This window comes from Longimicrobium sp. (genome assembly GCA_036389795.1).
Taxonomy (GTDB): domain Bacteria; phylum Gemmatimonadota; class Gemmatimonadetes; order Longimicrobiales; family Longimicrobiaceae; genus Longimicrobium.
Genome location: DASVWD010000021.1, coordinates 1 through 18,025, shown reverse-complemented (window position 1 = coordinate 18,025; position 18,025 = coordinate 1). Strand labels below are relative to the sequence as shown.

Here is an 18,025-nt window from a genome sequence, read left to right as displayed (position 1 = left end):
GACCGCCGCCGGAGAAGAACCCGGCGGGCGCCATCCGCATCGACCGCCGTCTGCGTGGACTCCGCGGAACCCGAGAGATGACCGACCTGCTGGCGATTCCCGCCGTGGCCATTCCCCCCACCCCGGAGCTCCCCGAGCCCGAGGAGGTGGTGCGCTACCACGAGAACGGCGCGGTGGCCGAGCGGGCGCAGATGATCGGCGGGAAGGCGCACGGCGAGGTGATGCAGTACACGCCGGAGGGGAAGCCCGCCAGCCGCTCGCGCTTCACGGCCGGGGTGCTGGACGGCGAGAGCGTCACCTACGACGAGGCCGGCGACCCCCTGGTGCGCTCGCGGTTCCGCGCCGGGAAGCTGCACGGCGACCTGGTGCTCTACGAGGCGGGTCGCGCCCTGCTGCAGACGCACTACCTGCTGGGGCTGCGCGACGGCGAGGCGGTGCTCTTCGCCCCCTCGGGCGGGGTGGTGAGCCGCCAGCGCTACCGGGCCGACCGGCTGGACGGGAAAAGCGAGTTCTACGACGACCTGGGGCGGCTGGCGCGCACGGCCGAGTACCGCGCGGGCGTGCTCTTCGGCGACACGGTGGACTACTACCCGTCGGGCGCGGTGCGCGAGCGGACCCCGTACGCGGCCGGGGCCATTCACGGCGACGTGGTGGGCTACTACGAGAGCGGCGTGGTGATGCGCCGGCAGAAGTACCGCGCCGGGAAGCCGGTGGGGAAGACGGAGTGGTTCGACGAGTGGGGGCGCAGGCGCAGGCCCCCGGAGAGCGTGAGCACGCTGCCCCTCTGGCGCCGGCTGGTGCTGCGGGCGACGCGCAGGAAGAAGGCGTGAGCGATGGGATGCCAGGTGTGCGCGGGGGCGATGATGACGTGCAGCTTCGGCGTGGCGCCGAGCTCGCTCGCCGTCCTGCCCGCCAACAAGGTGCTCGCGGGGGGCCCGCCCGCGGCCAACATCATGGACAACAAGCCGATCGTGAACATCCCACCCTTCGGGATGTGCCAGTCGCCGTCGAACCCCACGGTGGCGGCGGCCACGGCGGCCGCGCTGGGGGTGCTCACCCCCATGCCGTGCGTCCCCGTCACCAGCGCGCCGTGGGTCGTGGGCGCGCCGACGGTGCTGATCGCCAACATGCCGGCGCTCAACGACAGCTCGAAGCTGATGTGCAGCTGGGGCGGGGTGATCCAGTTCTCGTTCGCCGGCCAGGCCACCACGCAGGTCCCGTGACCCACGCAGGCGGGCACGTTCCCCTTCATTCGTCGGCAGTCTCTCGGAACGCGGAGGCAGGGCGATGAGATACCGGTTCTCCCTGGGGCGGCGCGAGGCCGTGGCGGTCCTCGCCGGGACGGCGGGGGTGGGGGTGCTGCTCTTCTGCTCGGGGCTGCTGGCGGGGATCGCCGTGGCGGACGCGGGGCGGCCGGTGGCCGTGGAGGACGGCGCCTACGCCGCCGAGCCGCCGGTCGAGGAGCCCGCGCCGGGCGGCGACCCCGCGCCCGCCGCGGAGCCGCCGGCCGCCCCGACGTCCGCCGAGGAGACGGGCGGCGCCGCGGCCGTGCTCCCCACCTGGAGCGACCCCGCCACCGGCGAGCCCGCGATGGGCGGCCCCGGCGACGAGCTCACGGACGGCGCGGAGCCGGTCCCCGGCGGCGGCGAGCGCGAGGCGCGTCCCGCCACGGAGCCGGACGCGCTCTGGCCGGTGGCCGGGGGCGAGGCGCGGCCCGTGGAGCCGGCCGCCGCCGAGCGGCGCCCGCCGGCGCCGGCCGCGAGGGCGTCCCGCCGCCCGGCTCCCCCGCCGGCGCGCGACTTCGAGCGCGACCCGCCGCGCTTCTCGGCGTACGACGGGGGCGGGCCGTACGCGCTGCAGGTGGGGCGCTACCGCGAGGAGGAGAGCGCGCTGGAGGTGATGCAGGACCTGCACAGGCGCGGCTACCAGGCGTACCTGTTCACGAAGTCCGACCGGCAGGGGCCCGTCTTCCACGTGCGGCTGAACCGGTACTTCGAGCGCGCGGCGGCCATGCGCGCCGCTGAGGCGCTGGAGCGGCGCGAGCAGTTGGCCGCGCTGGTGGTCCCCGCGGAGCAGTGACGAGCGTGCGCGTCTTCCGCTCCGTCCGCCTGCGGCAGATCGCCGCCGTCTGCGCCCTGGGCCTGGCCACGAGCGGCTGCTTCGAGCTGCTGAACCCCAAGGTGAGCACGCGCGCCTACGCCATCCGGGTGGCGCCCGAGGCCAACCTGGACAGCCCGGTGCCGCTGGAGCTGGTGCTGGTCTACGACAGGAAGATGCTGGCGGAGGTGGAGCAGCTCTCGGCGCGCGACTGGTTCCAGCGCCGCGCGCAGTTTGAGCGCGACTACCCGAACGGCTTCCGCTCGATGCGGTGGGAGTTCGTCCCCGGCCAGAGCATCGCGCTGCACCCGCTGGAGCTCTCCCGCAAGGGTGCGCGCGGGGCGCTCGTCTTCGCCGACTACCTCACCGACGGCGACCACCGGCTGCGGCTGGACCCCTACAAGCAGGTGATCATCGAGCTGCGCGACCAGGACGTGGTGGTGCGCTCGCCCCAGCAGGAGGCGCCGCAAGGAGGGCAGTAGGGGCAGGGGCAGGTAGGTCCCGGGCGGCTGAAGCCGCGGCAACAACGGCAGGAAGCCTCGCAACCGCGCGAGGCTCCGGAGGGTGGGATCCGCGCAGGCCGCAAAATCGGACAACCCCGCACCGAATCCGCCCGCAGCGGGAAGAAGTGTCCACTTTGCGGCGCCGAAGTTTCGCCGACGAATCGCACCCGAAGTCGAGGCCTGAGCCGTCGCGAGACGCACTCACGCACTTCCGCACTCACGCACTTCCGCACTTCGCACTGGCATGATGAGGGGACTGGAAACCGTACCCGACGACGTGATGTGGGAAGAGGGGATGCTGCTCGCGCCCCAGCACTTCCAGCAGGCGTCCATCCGCGGCGAGGAGCTCCTCCACTACCACGTGCGCGCCGCCGCGCCCTGGCACTGGGGGGTGCGCGAGCTGGACATCGACCTCACCAACCTCCCCGCCGGGCTCTTCCGCGTCACCCGGCTGGAGGCGGTGATGCCCGACGGGCTCCCCGTGCGCCGCGGCCGCGGCGAGGAGGCGGCGCTGGAGCTGCAGCTGGGGCCGTTCGCCGAGCAGGCCCGGCCCGGCGCCCCGCTCACCGTCTGGCTGGCGCTGCCCGCCCGCCGCTCGCCCGGCGAGCCGTTCGCCGGGAGCCTCCCCCGCTACGAGCCCAGCGGCGAGGAAGAGGTGGTCGACGAGCTCACCGGCGTCGCCCACCCGGTGCGGCGGCTGCGCCCCCGTCTGCAGCTGAAGGCCGGGCCGGTGCCCTCCGACGCGTTCGTGGCCTTCCCGCTGGCCCGCGTGGTGTTCTCCGACGAGGAGTTCCACCTGGCCGACTACGAGCCGCCGCGGCTGGCCGCCGCGCCCGGGCGCTTCCCCCACAACGAGTGCGCCGCCCTGGCCGAGCGCGTCCGCAACAAGGCCGGCGCCCTGGCCGAGCGCGGCGACGACCTGGAGCGCACCGACGCCGAGGTGCGCGCCCTGGCCGCGGGGCTGCCGCAGCTGGAGGCGGTGCTCGACGCCGGGGAGTGCCACCCCTTCCAGCTCTACCTGGCCGCCTGCGCGCTGGCCGGGCACCTGGCCGGGGCCGCCCCGCGCCTGGTGCCGCCCCCGTTCCGCGCCTACGAGCACAACGAGCTGCGCGCCACCTTCGCCCCCGTGCTCGCCTTCGCCGACTCGGTGCTGTCGCGGGTGAGCGAGACGCTCGTCCCCCGCCGCTTCACCCTCAACGAGCGCGGCGAGTTCGAGCTGCGCGACGTGGAGGAGGAGTGGCTGCGCGAGGGCGTGCTGGTGGTGGGGGTCACCGCCCCGGCGGGCGCCCCCGAGGGCGAGGTGCTCGACTGGATGGTGAAGGAGGCGCTGATCGGCTCGGCCGCGCAGATGCCCTCGATCCAGGGGCGCCGCTTCAAGGGCGCCGAGCGCGAGCCGATCCGCGACCCGCGCGGGGTGGGGCTGAACCCCGGCCGCCGCGAGGTTCTCTTCCGCGTCAAGGTCGACCGCGCCCTGATCGCCCCGAAGGAGCCGCTGGTGATCGCCAACCCCGGCGACCCCGCCGGGAGCCGCCGCCCGCGCGAAGTGGTGCTGTACACCCGGAAGGCCTCCTGAGATGTCGCACGAGCTGGAGAAGTCGTTCGTCCCCACCGCCTTCCGCGAGTTCTACGCGGAGGTCATCCGCCTGCGCGCCGGGGTGCTCAAGAACCCCTGGGGGATCGCCGAGGCAGGCTCCACCCCCGAGCGCGACGCGCAGCTGCGCCAGGGCGCCGCGCAGCGGCTGTCGGACCTGCTGCTGCGCAAGCTCGAGGAGCTGGGGCTGGAGGCCGGCCGGCGCGAGGGCGAGTACGGCGCCGGCTGGTTCCGCGAGGCGCAGGACGTGATGGCCACCCTGGCCGACGAGGTGTTCCTGCACCTGGAGTGGCAGGGCCGGAGCGCCTGGGCCGCCAACCTGCTGGAGACGCGGCTCCGGGGCACGCACGTGGGCGGCGAGCGCTTCTTCGGCCGGCTCGACGCGCTGCTGCGCGACCCCGACCCGCTCAAGCGCCCGCTCGGCGCGGTGTACCTGCTGGCGCTCTCGCTGGGCTTCCAGGGGCGCTGGCGCGGCGTGCCCGGCGGGGCCGAGCGGCTGGAGGAGTACCGCCAGAAGACGTTCGCCTTCGTCTACCCCGGCCACCTCTCCGTGGCGGCGGGGCAGCGCCGGCTCTTCCCCGAGGCGTACGAGCACACGCTGGAGAAGGGCGAGCCGGTGCGCCTGCCGCACACGCGCTACTGGCTGGCCGCGGCCGCCGCCGTGCTCCTCTTCTTCCTGGTGGCCTCGCACCGGGTGTGGAGGCAGGACACCCGGCAGGTGCGCGCCGCGGTGGAGCAGGTGCGGGCGCAGGAAGACTCGCTCACCCGCATGGCCGCCCGACTGGGAGTCCGCAGATGATCGCCGCCGTCTCGCCCGGGCTGGCGGGGGCGCTCCCCTTCCTGCTGGCGGGCACCGTCCTGCTGGCCGCGGCGCTCCTGCTCTGGATCGCCTCGGCGATGCGGCGCGCGCGCGAGGCCGCCGAGTTCGAGACGACGGCCGCCGCGCCGGAAGCCGAGGACGACGGCGCCGCCCCGGCCCGGCGCGCGCCGGGGGTGGACCTGGAGGCGCTGCACGCGAAGCTCCGCAAGGGCTTCGCGGCGGGGCTCGACCGGGTGCACGACTTCTCCACCGGGCCCGACTGGCGCTACGCCGCCCCCTGGGTGCTGGTGGTGGGCGAGAGCGGCGCCGGGAAGAGCGCGGCGCTGGCCGCGGCGGGGCTGGAGCGGCCGTTCGACCCGGCGCGGCCCGGGAACGGGCCCGATCCGCTCGACGACCCCTGCCGCTTCGAGGTCTACGACGGCGGCGTGGCGCTGGACGTGAAGGGCGACCTCTTCCTGCGCCCCGACGGGAGCGCCTACGAGGACGGCTGGCGCCACCTGCTCAAGCTCCTGGCCCGCCACCGCCCGGCGCGCCCCGTGGACGGCGTGGTGGTGGCCGTCCCCGCGCAGGCGCTGCGCGGCGGCCCGGCGGCGCGCGAGGGGGCGGTCCGGCGCGGCGCGGCGATCTTCGAGCGGCTGCGCGAGGCGCAGAAGGCGCTGGGGGTGCGCTTCCCCGTCTCCCTGCTGGTCACCCGCTGCGACGCGCTCCCCGGCTTCGCCAGCCTGGCGGCGCAGCTGCCGGACGACGCGCGCGACGAGGCGTTCGGCTGGGCGTCGCCGCACGCGGTGGACTCGGTCTTCCGCGGCGAGTGGGTGGACGAGGGGCTGGCCGAGGTACACGGCGAGCTGCTGCGCACCCAGGCCGAGCTGCTGGCCGACTCGGCCGACCCCGACGGCCTCTTCCAGCTCCCCGGCGAGATCCGCTCGCTCGGGCCCGGCCTGCGCGCGCTCCTGGAGGAGGTCTTCAAGGACAGCGCCTTCCACGAGTCGTTCTTCTTCCGCGGCTTCTACTTCACCGGCTCGGCCGACCCCCTGGCCTCGCTCACCGCCGCGCCGTCGTCCGCGTCGTCGGAATCGACCGCCGACGGGGAAGAGGACGGGGAGCGGACGCAGGCCGCGGAGCCCGCGCTCGCCCGCCCGGTGTTCCTGCGCGACGTGCTGGGGGGGAAGGTGTTCGCCGAGCGCAACCTGGCCCGGCGCGGCGGCGGCGCGGGGATGACGCGCGACCGCACGCTGCTGGCGGCGCAGGCGGCCATCGTCTTCCTGGGCGTGGTGGGCGGGCTGGGGCTCTGGCGCGACCACTACCGCCTGCAGCGCCGCGACGCCCAGGTGGCGGGCCAGCTCTCCGCCGTGCGCGCCAGCCTGAGCGGCTTCCGCGGCGAGATGCAGGTGCTGACCCTGCTCGACCAGGTCTCGGCCGTGAACCCGCGGCCGCTCTACTCCGTCTTCATGCCCACCTCGTGGCCCGGCGGCGTCCGGCTGCGCGGCGAGGTGCGCGACGTGGCCGCCGGCGCGCTCAGCGACGTGGTGCTCCCGGCCATGCGCGACTCGCTGGAGTTCTGGCTGCGCGACATGGCGCCCCCCGCGGGGCGCGCCCGGCCGGCCGCCTTCGCGCCGGACGGCCCCCGGCTGCGCGCCACCCCCGACTCGGTGGAGCAGTACCTCCGGGACATGGCCGAGGTGACGGTGGGGGTGCGCCGCTACAACACGCTGGCCACCCCCGGCAAGGGGAGCGTGGCCCTGCTCGACTCGCTGGTGCGCTACGTCTTCGACCGGGGGTCGCTCCGCCCGCCCATGCGGCGCAACCGTCTGCTGGAGCGCGCGCTGCGCGAGTCGCGGGCGCGGCAGGTGGCCGGGTCGTACACCCGCCCCGCGCTGGACTCGCTCACCGCGCTGGTGGAGGCCACCTACGACCGGCTGCTGGACCAGGTGGAAGGGCTGCGCGACGACGTGGAGAGTGCCCGCAGCGCCGGGCCCGGCGGGCTCCCGCTCGACTCCTGGCGGCGGATGCGCGGCCGCGTGGACTCCGTGCGCACCTACGTGGGCAACGACTGGCTCACCGCCGGCGGCGGCCTCCCCGCCACGCTCGACCGCGCGCTGCGCGCCATCCCCCGCTCCGCCGTGGTCGACGGGCCGCGGCTCCGGGAGGGCTTCGTCCCGCGCTTCCAGGAGATCCGCGACAGGCGGCTGCAGGACGCCGGCTACGCGCTGGCGAGCCTGTCCGGCTCCGTCGCCGCGCAGGCGCCGGACGCCGGCGCCGGCCCCGAAGCCGGGACCGGACCCCGCGACCAGGCCGCGCTGGACCTGCGCCGGGCGCTCGACGCGCTGGCCGGGCGCCGCTTCACCCGCCGGGCGCAGCCGGTGCCGCTGCGCGCCGCCATCCCCGGGGGCGCCTGGCCGCGCTGGGACGTGCGGGTCCTGGACGACGCGCTGGGGATGTACGCCGACTACCAGGCGTTCCGCGCCGGGAAGGTGGACTCGATCCCCAGCGGCGCGCAGGCGCTGGTCTCCGGCCTGTCGCTGGTGGAGCTGGAGGCCAGCATGACCGACGCGGTGGCGCGGGCGCGCCGCTTCGACCGCCTCCCGGCCGCCGTGGGGCTCCCGGCGCGCGAGCGCGAGCTGCGCGCCCGGGTGGCGGAGTTCCGCCCGGCGTCCGACCGGCTGCTCCGGCTGATGGCCGCCTTCGACACGCTGGGGCTGTACGGGCCCTACGACGAGCTGGCCGAGACGCTCCTGGACCAGAGCTCGGCGATGCTCGACGACGCCGCGCGGCTCCTGGCCGACGGCGGCCCCTACGCCCCCTTCGACCCCGAGTTCCGCGGCTGGAACGGGGCGAAGCCCGTGGCCGCCCCCGCCTTCGGCGCGGCCGACGCCGACGAGCTGGAGGCGTGGCTGGCCGGGCAGCGCGGCCGGGTGGGCGCGGTGGCGCACGGGATCGCCGCGCCGCTCCTGGCCGACTTCGAGTCGCCCGCCTTCGACCGCTACGACCGCGCCCGCGGGGTGCGCGGCGCCCGCGGCCCCGACGCGGTGGTGCGCTGGCGCCAGCTGGTGGGCGCGCTCGACGGCTACGAGGCCAAGACGCCGGGGAACACGCTGGTGGCGCTGGAGCAGTTCATCCGCACCGGGATGGACGCGGTGGACCTGGGGAGCTGCGAGGCGTCGCTGGGGCGGCGGCGCGCCCCCACCGACTTCTTCAGCCAGGTGCGCGAGCGGCTGCGCGCCCCGCTCCTGGAGCGCTGCCGCGAGCTGGGGAGCCTGGCCGCCGCGCAGGGCTACGAGCGGCTGCGCGCCGCCTTCGAGGGCGAGCTGGCCGGGCGCTTCCCCTTCGCCGCGGCGGGCGACGGGTCGGGCGACGCGGACCTGGACGCCATCCGCCGCTTCTGGCAGGTGTGGGACGAGACCGGCTGGGCGCGCGCCGCGGTGGCCGGGGGCGGCGTGGGCGTGGGCGGCGCCGGCTCGCCCGCGGCCGAGTGGCTGGCGGCGATGGAGCGGGTGCGCCCGTTCCTGGCGGCGCTGCTGGGATCGGACACCACGGGGAGCGCCGCCTTCGTGGTGAGCGCCGAGTTCCGCAGCAACCGCCCGAGGGAGCGCGGCGGCGACCAGGTGGCCGACTGGCTCCTGGAGGTCGGCGACCAGCGCCTGTCCCCGCGCGACTCGGCGGGGGCGAAGGCCGAGTGGCGCCTGGGCGACCCCGTGCGGCTGTCGCTGCGCTGGGCGCTCGACTCGCCGGTGCGCCCCAGCGCGGCCGGGCTGAAGGCGCCGGGGCGGGCGCGCGACCGCACGGTGAGCTGGCCGTACGGGGGCGACTGGGCGCTGCTGCGCATGGTGGCCGACCTGCTGGGGAGCCCCGCCGACGTGGGCGCCTCGCCCGCGCGGGTGCGGCACACGCTGGCGCTGCTGGTCCCCACCGAGGCGGTGGTGGGCGATTCCGTCGCCCCGGCGGACCGGGCGCGCGTCTTCGTCCGCCTGCGGCTGCGCGACCCCGGCTCGGGCGCCGAGCGCGCCATGCCCGCCTTCCCCGCCCACGCCCCCGTGCTGCGCGGCGGCGCGCGGCAGCGCCCCGACGAGCCGTTCGAGCTCGACGTCGGCGGCGACGAGGAGGACCGGAGCGCGGCGGCCGCCGCCCCCCTCTCCCCCCCGCTCGCCCGGAGGCCGCGATGAGCGGGCTGCAGCTGGAGACCCGCTTCCGGGTGGACCTCGACCGCTTCCTCCAGCCGCTCTCGCTGGAGAAGCCGGCGGGCGAGTCGCTGCGCTACGACCCGCTCTGGCAGCGGATCATGGAGGCGCGGCGCGAGGACGACGCCACGGTGCCGCAGGGGCAGTGGCAGCGCGACCTGAAGCGCGCCGACTGGAAGGAGACCGCCGCGCTCTGCCAGCAGGTGCTGGAGAAGCGCTCGCGCGACCTGCAGGTGGCCGCGTGGCTGCTGGAGGCGTGGATCCACCTCTACGGCTTCGCCGGGGCGCGCGAGGGGGTGCGGCTGATCCACGCGCTCTGCCAGTGGTTCTGGGAGCATCTGCACCCGCAGGTGGACCCGGAAGACCCCGAGGTGCGCAACGCCCCGTTCGTGTGGATCAACGAGCGGATGAGCGTGCTGCTCACCCTGGCGCCGATCACCTCGCCCGACGGCTCCGACTTCACCCGCTACACCTGGGCCGACTGGCAGGAGGCGCTCCGGCGCGAGAACCAGTCGCACGCGCAGCCGCAGTCTCCGGCGCAGGCGGGGCGGCGCGGCGAGGCCCCCACGGAGGAGCCCGACGGGCCCACCCGCGCCCGCTTCGCCGCCAACATCTCGCTCACCCCCACGCCGTTCTTCCGCGAGCTGGCGGCCGACCTGGAGGGGGCGGAGGGCGCCGCGGCGAAGCTGCAGGCGCTCCTGGACGAGCGCTGCGGCCGCGACGGGCCCACGCTCGCGCGCTGGCTGGACACGCTGCGGCAGGTGCGCGCCTGGGTGGGCGCCGTGCTGGCCGACCGCCCCGAGACGGCCCCGCTGCTGGCGGTGCCCGTGGACCCACCGCAGGAGCTGCCGATGACCGACTCCACCCTGGCCGCCCCGGCGCCGGCCCCGTCCGCGGCCCCCGTGGCGCGCGGCGGCCCGATCACGAGCCGCGACGAGGCGTACCGCCGCCTCTCCGAGGCCGCCGAGTTCCTGATGCGCACCGAGCCGCACTCCCCCACCCCGTTCCTGGTGAAGCGCGCCGTGGCCTGGGGCGGGATGAGCCTGGGCGAGCTGATCGCCGAGTTCCTCCGCGACGGCTACGACCTGAAGACGCTCCGGGTGTTCCTGGGGCTGGAGGCGAAGTAGGGAAGTGCTGAGTGCTGAGTCCTGAGTGCTTTAGTCCTTAGTCCTTAGTGCTTAGTACGAAACCGCGGGACCGTAGGGGCGAGGCCTGCCTCGCCCGCCTCGGCGGACCGCACGGAAGCCCGCCGTCATGCACCGGGAAAGCTCCCTCTCCCGCGCAGCGGGGGAGGGCGGGGGGAGGGGGCACCACCCGCCGCGCGGATGCCGGTATAGCAGCTCAGCAGTTCGCAGTTGCACCAGGGACTAAGCACTAAGGACTAAAACACTTTCGCACTCTCGCACTTTCGCACTTGGAGGTTTGGCAGTGAGGGTTGGCAGGAGGCAGAAACGAGGTTGATCCGTCCCACCGAAGTTGTCCCGCCACCGCCCTCACACGGAGGGGGTGAACCGCACCGTCCACACAAGGAGATGGACAATGAAGGAGAGCACCCAGCACAAGCTCGACCGGGTCCGCCCGCCGCGCGTGCAGATCACCTACGACCTGGAGCTCGGCGGCGCCGTCCAGCGCAAGCAGCTCCCCCTGGTGGTGGGGATCATGGCCGACCTGTCGGGGCAGCCCGAGACGGCGCTGCCGCCGCTGAAGAAGCGCAAGTTCGTCGAGATCGACCGCGACAACCTCAACGAGGTGCTCGGCAAGGCCCGGCCCCGGCTGGCGCTGTCGGTGCCCAACGCCATCACCGGCGAGGGGAACCTGCAGGTGGAGCTCAAGTTCCAGGACATGGACGACTTCGGGCCGCTCGCCATCGTCCAGCAGGTGGACGCGCTGCGCAAGCTGTTCGAGCAGCGCCAGCGCCTCTCCGACCTGCTCACCAAGCTCGACGGCAACGACGACCTGGACCAGCTCCTCCAGGACGTGATCGCCAACACCGAGCAGCTCGAGCAGATCAAGCAGCTCGCCGCCGGCGAGGCCGAGCCCGCCGCGGCCGAGGCCTGACGCCCGCCCGCTCGACTACTACACGACGACTCTTTCCCTGAACGGAGAACCGAGATGTCCGAGACCGAAGCCGCGGCGGGCGGCGCAGCCGCCGCCACCGAGGAGCTCACCATCCTCGACCGCATCGTGCGCGAGGGCCACATGGCCCGCGACCCGCACCAGATCAAGATCGCCAAGATCCTGGTGGGCGAGTTCGCCGACCAGGTGCTCGACGAGCGCATCCAGAAGAAGGACCAGATCACGGCCGCCATCCAGGAGCGCATCGCGGCCATCGACGAGGTGATCGGGGCGCAGCTCAACCAGATCCTCCACAACGAGCAGTTCCAGCGGCTGGAGGCCACCTGGCGGGGGATGTTCTACCTGGTGATGAACACCGAGACCGGCACCCAGCTCAAGCTGCGCGTGCTGAACGCCACCCGGGCCGAGCTGCAGAAGGACCTGGAGAAGGCGGTGGAGTTCGACCAGAGCAACCTCTTCAAGAAGCTCTACGAGGAGGAGTACGGCACCTTCGGCGGCAACCCGTACAGCGTGCTGATCGGCGACTACGAGTTCGGCCGCCACCCGCAGGACATCGTCTTCCTCAACAAGATCAGCGAGGTGGCCGCGGCCGCCCACGCGCCGTTCATCTCGGCCGCGTCGCCGAAGCTCTTCGACATGGACGGCTTCACCGAGCTGGGGGTGCCGCGCGATCTGGCCAAGCTGTTCGAGAGCACCGAGCTGGCCGGCTGGCGCAGCTTCCGCGACAGCGAGGACAGCCGCTACGTGGCGCTGGTGCTCCCGCACATCCTCCTGCGCCTCCCCTACGGGCCCGACACGGTGCCGGTGGAGGGGCTGGTGTTCAAGGAGGACACCGACGGGCGCGACCACCGGAAGTACCTGTGGGGGAACGCCGCCTGGGCGCTGGGCCTGCGCATCACCACCGCGTTCGCGCAGTACGGCTGGTGCGCGGCGATCCGCGGGGTGGAGGGCGGCGGCCTGGTGGACGGGCTCCCCACGCACACCTTCCGCACCGACGAGGGCGACGTGGCGCTGAAGTGCCCCACCGAGATCGCCATCACCGACCGCCGCGAGAAGGAGCTCTCCGACCTGGGCTTCATCTCGCTCTGCCACTGCAAGGGCGAGAGCTACGCCGCGTTCTTCGGCGGGGCCACCACGCAGAAGGCCAAGACGTACAGCACCGACCAGGCGAACGCCAACGCCCGCCTCTCGGCGCTGCTGCCGTACGTGCTGGCCGCCAGCCGCTTCGCGCACTACCTGAAGGTGATGATGCGCGACAAGATCGGCTCGTTCCAGACCAAGTCGACCATCAGCAAGTACCTGAACGACTGGATCGCCAGCTACGTGCTGCTGAACGACGACGCGCCGCAGTCGGCCAAGGCGCGCTTCCCGCTGCGCGAGGCGCGGGTGGACGTCACCGAGATCCCGGGGAAGCCGGGGTGCTACAACGCCACGGTGTTCCTGCGCCCGCACTTCCAGCTCGAGGAGCTGACCGCGTCGATCCGCCTGGTGGCCGAGCTGCCGCCGCCGGCCGCCGCGTGACCCGGGCCGCGGGGGCGGCGGTCCGCCCGATCGCCCGCCCCCGCCCCGGACCCGAACGCGCTCACGCACCGACGCACTCACGCACTGGTGCGCCTGGGCCGCGAACCTGAACGAACACGGAGTCGAGAGCGATGCCCGACGTAATCATGATGAAGATCGAGGGGGTTCCCGGCACCAGCCAGATCGACGGCTACGCCGACCAGATCGAGCTTCTCTCGTACAGCCACGGGGTGAGCCAGCAGGTCACCACCGACATCACCAACACCGAGCGCACCTCGGGGCGGCCGATCCACCAGGACTTCCACGTCACCAAGTACCTGGACCAGGCCACGCCGCTGCTGAACCAGAAGTGCTGCGAGGCCACCAACCTGGCCTCGGTGACCATCACCATCGGCCGCAACGACGGCGGCAAGCTCCTGCCGCTGATCATTTACACCATGGAGGACGTGCTCATCTCCAGCATCTCCGTGGGCGGCGGCGGCGGCGACAAGCCGGTGGAGAGCCTCTCGCTCAACTACGCCTCGATCAAGTGGGACTACACGTCGCAGAGCGAGGAGAGCGGGCAGAAGGGCACCGTCTCGGGAAGCTGGGACGTGACCGCCAACAAGACGCTGTAAGTGGGGCGGATGCATGGTCCCCGCGAGGGGCGCCGCATCCCCGGCGCGCGGGCCCTCCTCTTCGACCGCCTGGTGGACGAGCACCCCCACGAGGACGAGGAGGAGGAGCCCGCGCGCGTGCTGGACCGGCAGGCGCTGCGCCGCTCGGTGCGAACCGAGCTGGAGCGCCTGCTGAACACGCGCTGCCCCTTGCGCGCCGAGGAGCTGCAGGGGCGCGAGCGCACCACGCTGGAGTACGGGCTGCCGGACCTGGCGCACGTCTACACCCGCGACGCGGGCGGGCGCGAGGAGATCGCGGCGGCGGTGAAGGCGGCCGTGGAGGCGTACGAGCCGCGGCTGAAGCGGGTGCGGGTGACGGTGGAGCCCTCGCCCGAGCACGAGGAGCGCCGCCTGTACGCCCGCATCGACGCGCTGCTGGTGGTGGGCGAGGTGGCCGAGGCGGTCTCGTTCACGCGGCTGGCGCTGGGGCCGGGACGGACGTGAGGGGAAGTGCCCAGTGCCCAGTGCCCAGTGCCCAGTGCCCAGGAACCACGGGGACGGGTTTCCGCGCGGGGGCCCTCTCCCTGGCGCCTGAGGCGCCTGTCCCTCCCCCAAAACAGCCTGGGGGAGGGACCTCCTCGCTTCGCTCGTGACGGGTGGGAACGAGCGCTGGCGCGTAGGGGCGAGGCATGCCTAGCCCGGCGGAGGCCTGCTCTGCATCGGCACTCGGCGGAGCGGCACGAGCGTGAGGGATGCGCGCCCGGAGGGCCGGGACACGGGCGTGCCGGGGGTTTGGCGCGACCGGGGCCCGGCGCCGTTGGGCACAGTCGTACCGTGCCCTACGGCGCGCGCAGCCCGGCCCGGAGCGCAGCGGAGGGACACGCCCGAATCAGCAGTCGCTGTTCGCAGCCGTAGTTCGAAAAAACCCTGATCGAGAAGGCAGGACGCGGGACGTGAAGGACCACGCATGAGCGCGCGCGACACCGACGAGCTGCTCGCCTACTACCAGGCGGAGCTGGGCTACCTGCGCACCGCCGGCCAGGAGTTCGCGAAGCGCCACCCCAAGGTGGCCCGCCGCCTGGAGCTGGCGCTGGACGAGAGCCCCGACCCGCACGTCGAGCGGCTGATCGAGAGCTTCGCCTTCCTGACCGCGCGCATCCAGCGCGCGGTGGACGACGAGTTCCCCGAGGTGGCGGCGGCGATGCTGGGGATCCTCTACCCGCACTTCACCGCGCCCGTCCCCTCGGTGACGGTGGCGCGCTTCGAGCCCGACCCCACCAGCGGCAAGCTCACCACCGGGCACCTGGTGGCCAGGGGGACGAAGCTCTTCGCGCAGACGGGCGAGGGGGTGCACTGCCGCTTCCTCACCTGCTACCCGGCCACCCTCTGGCCGCTGGCGGTCTCCTACGCGGGCTTCGAGTCGGCCGACCGCTTCGGGCGCGGGGCCGACCGGGCGCTGCGCATCACGCTGCGCGACGGCGGCGACCCGCCGTGCCGGCCCGAACGCTTGCGCTTCTACCTGAACGCGGACCTGAGGAGTGCGGGGGCGCTCTACGAATTGATCTTCGGGCACCTGCGCGAGGTGCTGGTGGTGACCGACGGGGGCGACCCGGTGCGCCTGCCGGCCGACGCGGTGCGCGCGGTGGGCTTCGCGAGGGACGAGGAGGTGCTCCCCTACCCGGCGCACGCGCACCCGGCGTACCGGCTGCTGCAGGAGTACTTCGCGGTGCCGCGCAAGTTCTTCTTCTTCGACGTCGCGGGGCTGGACCGCGCCCCGGCCGGCGCGGTGCGCGACCTTGTGCTGCTCCTGGACCGGCGCCCGCCGGAGTGGCTCTCGGTGGACGAGGACACCTTCCAGCTCGGCTGCACGCCGGTGGTGAACCTCTTCCGCAGGACGACGGACCCGCTGCGGCTGGACCACCGCCTGCCGGAGTACCGGCTGGTGGGCGACGCGCGGCGCGAGCGCAGCACCGAGATCCACACGGTGCTGGAGGTGACGGCCACGGCCGAGGGCGAGGCCGAGGCGAAGCCGGTGGCGCCGTTCTACTCGTTCCGCCACGGCCGCCGCGAGCGCGCCTACTGGCACGCGAGGCGGGTGCCCACCGGCCGGCGCGACCTGCCGGGGACGGAGCTCCGGCTCTCGTTCGTGGACCTGGAGCTCGACCCCGCGCTCCCCGAGGGGCGCACGGTGTGGGCGAAGACGCTCTGCACCAACCGCCGCCTGGCCGAGCAGCTGCAGGCGGGCGACACGCTGCAGATCGAGGAGGCGGCGCCCTTGCACCGCATCTCCGTGCTGCACCCGCCCACGCCGCAGCAGGACCCGCCGCTCTCGGGAGCCACCATGTGGCGGCTGGTGTCGCAGCTCTCGCTCAACCACCTCTCGCTCCTGGACGAGGGCGACGGGCGGGCGCTGGAGGCGCTGCAGGAGATCCTGCGCCTGTACGGGGCCTTCGGGGCCGACGGGGCGCGGCGCCAGGTGGACGGCATCCGCGCCCTCCGGACCCGCCGCGTGGTGCGCCGCCTGGGCGGCGACGCCTGGCGGGGGCTCTGCCGCGGCACCGAGGTGGAGCTCGCCTTCGACGAGGAGAAGTTCGCCGGCGGGAGCGCGTTCCTGCTGGGCGCCGTGCTGGCGCGCTTCCTGGCGCTCTACGCCTCGGTGAACTCGTTCACGCAGACCGTCATCCGCCGCGACCAGACCGACGAGGTGTGGAAGCGCTGGCCCCCCATGGCCGGCGAGCAGCCCGTCCTGTAGGCGCACACCGACACCCGCTCCCGGAGCCGCGCAGCCGATGTCTCGCGTCCCGACGATCCTTCCCGAACCCGCCGCCGCGGCCGCCTGAGGGCGCATGGACACGCTGGCTTCCCCGCGCGCGCGAATGGTCCGCCCCGTGGCCGCCCGCCTCCTGGACCCCGAGGAGGCGCCGCGCTTCGACTTCCTGCAGGCGGTGCGCCTGCTGGAGGTGGTGCGCCGCCGCGCCCGCGCCCAGACCGAGGCGGTGCGCTTCCGCGCGCTCGCCCACGCGGCCCCCGCGGCCGCCTGGGGGAAGGCGCCGCACGACCCGGCCGCCGAGCGCCTGGCGCTGGCCGGGGTGCTGGGCGCCCCGCCGCGCCCCCTGGCCGAGCTGCTGGCGGCCCGCGCGGCCGTGCCGCTGGTGGCCGAGGGCGCGGCGGCTGGCGTGGTGCTGAAGCGCCTGCTGCGCACCCTGGCGGCGGCGCGGCGCAGGCGGCGCCCCGCGCCCGGGGCGGCGGTGCGGGCCGACGTCTCGCGGGCCGCGCGCCTGCTGGAGGCGGTGCGCCGGCTGGAGCGCGCCCGCGACCAGGCGGTGCGCTTCCGCTCGAAGGTGTCGATGGCCTTCCCCGCCTCGGACGTGGCCGCGGTGCGGCGACCGAGGGAGGGGGGCGCCCCGTTCGAGATGACGGTGAACTTCCTGGGGCTGGCCGGGGTGACGGGCCCGCTGCCGCGCCCGCTCACCGAGCTGGTGCTGGCGCGCGTCCGCCGCGAGCCGCGGCCGGACCAGGGCGACGAGGCCCGGGGAGCCCGCCCGCGCCGGCGCGACGGCGGCCAGCCCGGGCGCGACTTCCTGGACCTCTTCAACCACCGCCTGGTGCGGCTGATGTTCGCGGCCCGGCGCAGGTACCGCCCCGCGCTCTCCACCACGGTGGCCGAGGACACGCCGCTGGCGCAGGCGCTCTTCGCGCTGGTGGGGCTGGGAACGCGGGGGACGCGGGGCCGACTGCGCGACGCGGGGGTGCAGGACGGGGCGCTGCTCACCTACGCGGGCCTCCTGGCGCAGCGGCCGCGCTCGATGGCGGGGCTGGAGTCGCTGCTGTGCGACTACTTCGGCGTGCCGGTGCGCGGGGTGCAATTCCGCGGGCGCTGGCACGCGCTGGAGGCCGAGGACCGCACCCGCGTGGGCGCGCGGCTGGGGCGCAACCACGCGCTGGGGGTGGACGCGGTGCTGGGGGGGCGGGTGTGGGACCAGCAGGCGGCGTTCGAGATCGAGGTGGGGCCGCTCACCGCCGGGCGCTTCCAGGACTTCCTCCCCTCGGGCACCGCCTTCCGGCCGCTCTGCGAGCTGGTGCGCTTCTGGGTGGGGGTGGACCTGGAGTTCACCGTGCGCCTGCGGCTCGGCGCGGACCAGGCCCCCGCGGCGCGGCTCTCGGGCGCCGGCTGGCCGCGCCTGGGGTGGTCCAGCTGGCTCCACGCGTCCGCCGCGCCCGGCGCCGAGCGCCAGGTGGTGCTCGGCGAGGGGAGCCGCGTCCCCGCCCCGCCGGCGGTGGCCTGGCGCCCCGGCGCGCGCCGCGAGAAGCTCCCCGCCCCGCGCTTCTTCCCGCCCCGGCCGCGCCCCGCCCCCGGGCCGGAGGGCGAGAGTCGTTCGGCACAGGCCTGAAGAGTCTCATCCCATTTTGCAGAGGATCGTTCGGGACCGAGATCCATAACTGAATGTCTCACACGGAGGAAACGGAGTTAACGGAGAACTGCGGGGGTTCTCTGTTGACTCCGTGTGATACTAGATCCGGATAAACAGCTTGGCTATCGGGGGATGAAGCGAGCAGGCATCCGTGCCGCTACCGCGCCCAACCTACCTGGCAGGGTGAGAAGATTCTTCGGCCCTGCGGTCATCCGTGCGAATGCCGGTCCTGTG

At 74.5% G+C, this 18,025-nt stretch carries 14 protein-coding genes; all 14 read left to right on the top strand.

Annotation, left to right across the window (positions count from 1 at the left end; translation table 11 throughout):
• Window positions 1–77: 77 nt before the first annotated feature.
• The 14 genes from VF746_02540 (at window position 78) to tssG (ending at window position 17,770) form a co-directional block, all read left to right on the top strand.
• Window positions 78–830, top strand: a complete 753-nt coding sequence (locus VF746_02540; protein ID HEX8691294.1) for a hypothetical protein — start codon at window positions 78–80, stop codon at window positions 828–830.
• A gap of 3 nt (window positions 831–833) precedes the next feature.
• Window positions 834–1,223, top strand: a complete 390-nt coding sequence (locus VF746_02535; GenBank protein HEX8691293.1) for a DUF4280 domain-containing protein — start codon at window positions 834–836, stop codon at window positions 1,221–1,223.
• 64 nt (window positions 1,224–1,287) lie between these two features.
• A complete protein-coding gene (locus tag VF746_02530) occupies window positions 1,288–2,079 on the top strand; it encodes an SPOR domain-containing protein (GenBank protein ID HEX8691292.1) in 792 nt (263 codons plus the stop codon).
• Entirely contained in the window at window positions 2,076–2,579 is a 504-nt protein-coding gene (locus VF746_02525) for a hypothetical protein (GenBank protein HEX8691291.1), read from the top strand. Before VF746_02530 ends, VF746_02525 begins: the two co-directional genes overlap by 4 nt.
• A 268-nt stretch (window positions 2,580–2,847) precedes the next feature.
• Window positions 2,848–4,173: a type VI secretion system baseplate subunit TssK gene (gene tssK, locus VF746_02520; protein ID HEX8691290.1), complete on the top strand. Its 1,326-nt coding sequence runs from the start codon at window positions 2,848–2,850 to the stop codon at window positions 4,171–4,173.
• Between the two features lies 1 nt (window position 4,174).
• On the top strand, window positions 4,175–4,990 hold the full coding sequence (locus VF746_02515) for a DotU family type IV/VI secretion system protein (protein ID HEX8691289.1): 816 nt from the start codon (window positions 4,175–4,177) through the stop codon (window positions 4,988–4,990).
• Entirely contained in the window at window positions 4,987–9,171 is a 4,185-nt protein-coding gene (locus VF746_02510; GenBank protein ID HEX8691288.1) for a type VI secretion system protein, read from the top strand. The genes VF746_02515 and VF746_02510 overlap by 4 nt, the downstream gene beginning before the upstream one ends.
• Window positions 9,168–10,313 carry a type VI secretion system protein TssA gene (gene tssA, locus VF746_02505; GenBank protein ID HEX8691287.1) on the top strand — a complete coding sequence of 382 codons (1,146 nt, stop codon included), beginning with the start codon at window positions 9,168–9,170 and terminating at the stop codon, window positions 10,311–10,313. The genes VF746_02510 and tssA overlap by 4 nt, the downstream gene beginning before the upstream one ends.
• 412 nt (window positions 10,314–10,725) lie before the next feature.
• A complete protein-coding gene (gene tssB, locus VF746_02500) occupies window positions 10,726–11,244 on the top strand; it encodes a type VI secretion system contractile sheath small subunit (GenBank protein HEX8691286.1) in 519 nt (172 codons plus the stop codon).
• Window positions 11,245–11,298: 54 nt separating this feature from the next.
• Window positions 11,299–12,783 (top strand): type VI secretion system contractile sheath large subunit, encoded by a 1,485-nt coding sequence (gene tssC / locus VF746_02495; GenBank protein HEX8691285.1) that lies wholly within the window; start codon window positions 11,299–11,301, stop codon window positions 12,781–12,783.
• Window positions 12,784–12,914: 131 nt separating this feature from the next.
• Window positions 12,915–13,400: a type VI secretion system tube protein Hcp gene (locus VF746_02490; GenBank protein HEX8691284.1), complete on the top strand. Its 486-nt coding sequence runs from the start codon at window positions 12,915–12,917 to the stop codon at window positions 13,398–13,400.
• A gap of 9 nt (window positions 13,401–13,409) precedes the next feature.
• A complete protein-coding gene (gene tssE, locus VF746_02485) occupies window positions 13,410–13,883 on the top strand; it encodes a type VI secretion system baseplate subunit TssE (GenBank protein HEX8691283.1) in 474 nt (157 codons plus the stop codon).
• Window positions 13,884–14,346: 463 nt separating this feature from the next.
• Window positions 14,347–16,131 carry a type VI secretion system baseplate subunit TssF gene (gene tssF, locus VF746_02480; protein ID HEX8691282.1) on the top strand — a complete coding sequence of 595 codons (1,785 nt, stop codon included), beginning with the start codon at window positions 14,347–14,349 and terminating at the stop codon, window positions 16,129–16,131.
• Window positions 16,132–16,225: 94 nt separating this feature from the next.
• Window positions 16,226–17,770 carry a type VI secretion system baseplate subunit TssG gene (tssG, locus tag VF746_02475; protein HEX8691281.1) on the top strand — a complete coding sequence of 515 codons (1,545 nt, stop codon included), beginning with the start codon at window positions 16,226–16,228 and terminating at the stop codon, window positions 17,768–17,770.
• The last annotated feature ends 255 nt before the right edge of the window (window positions 17,771–18,025 follow it).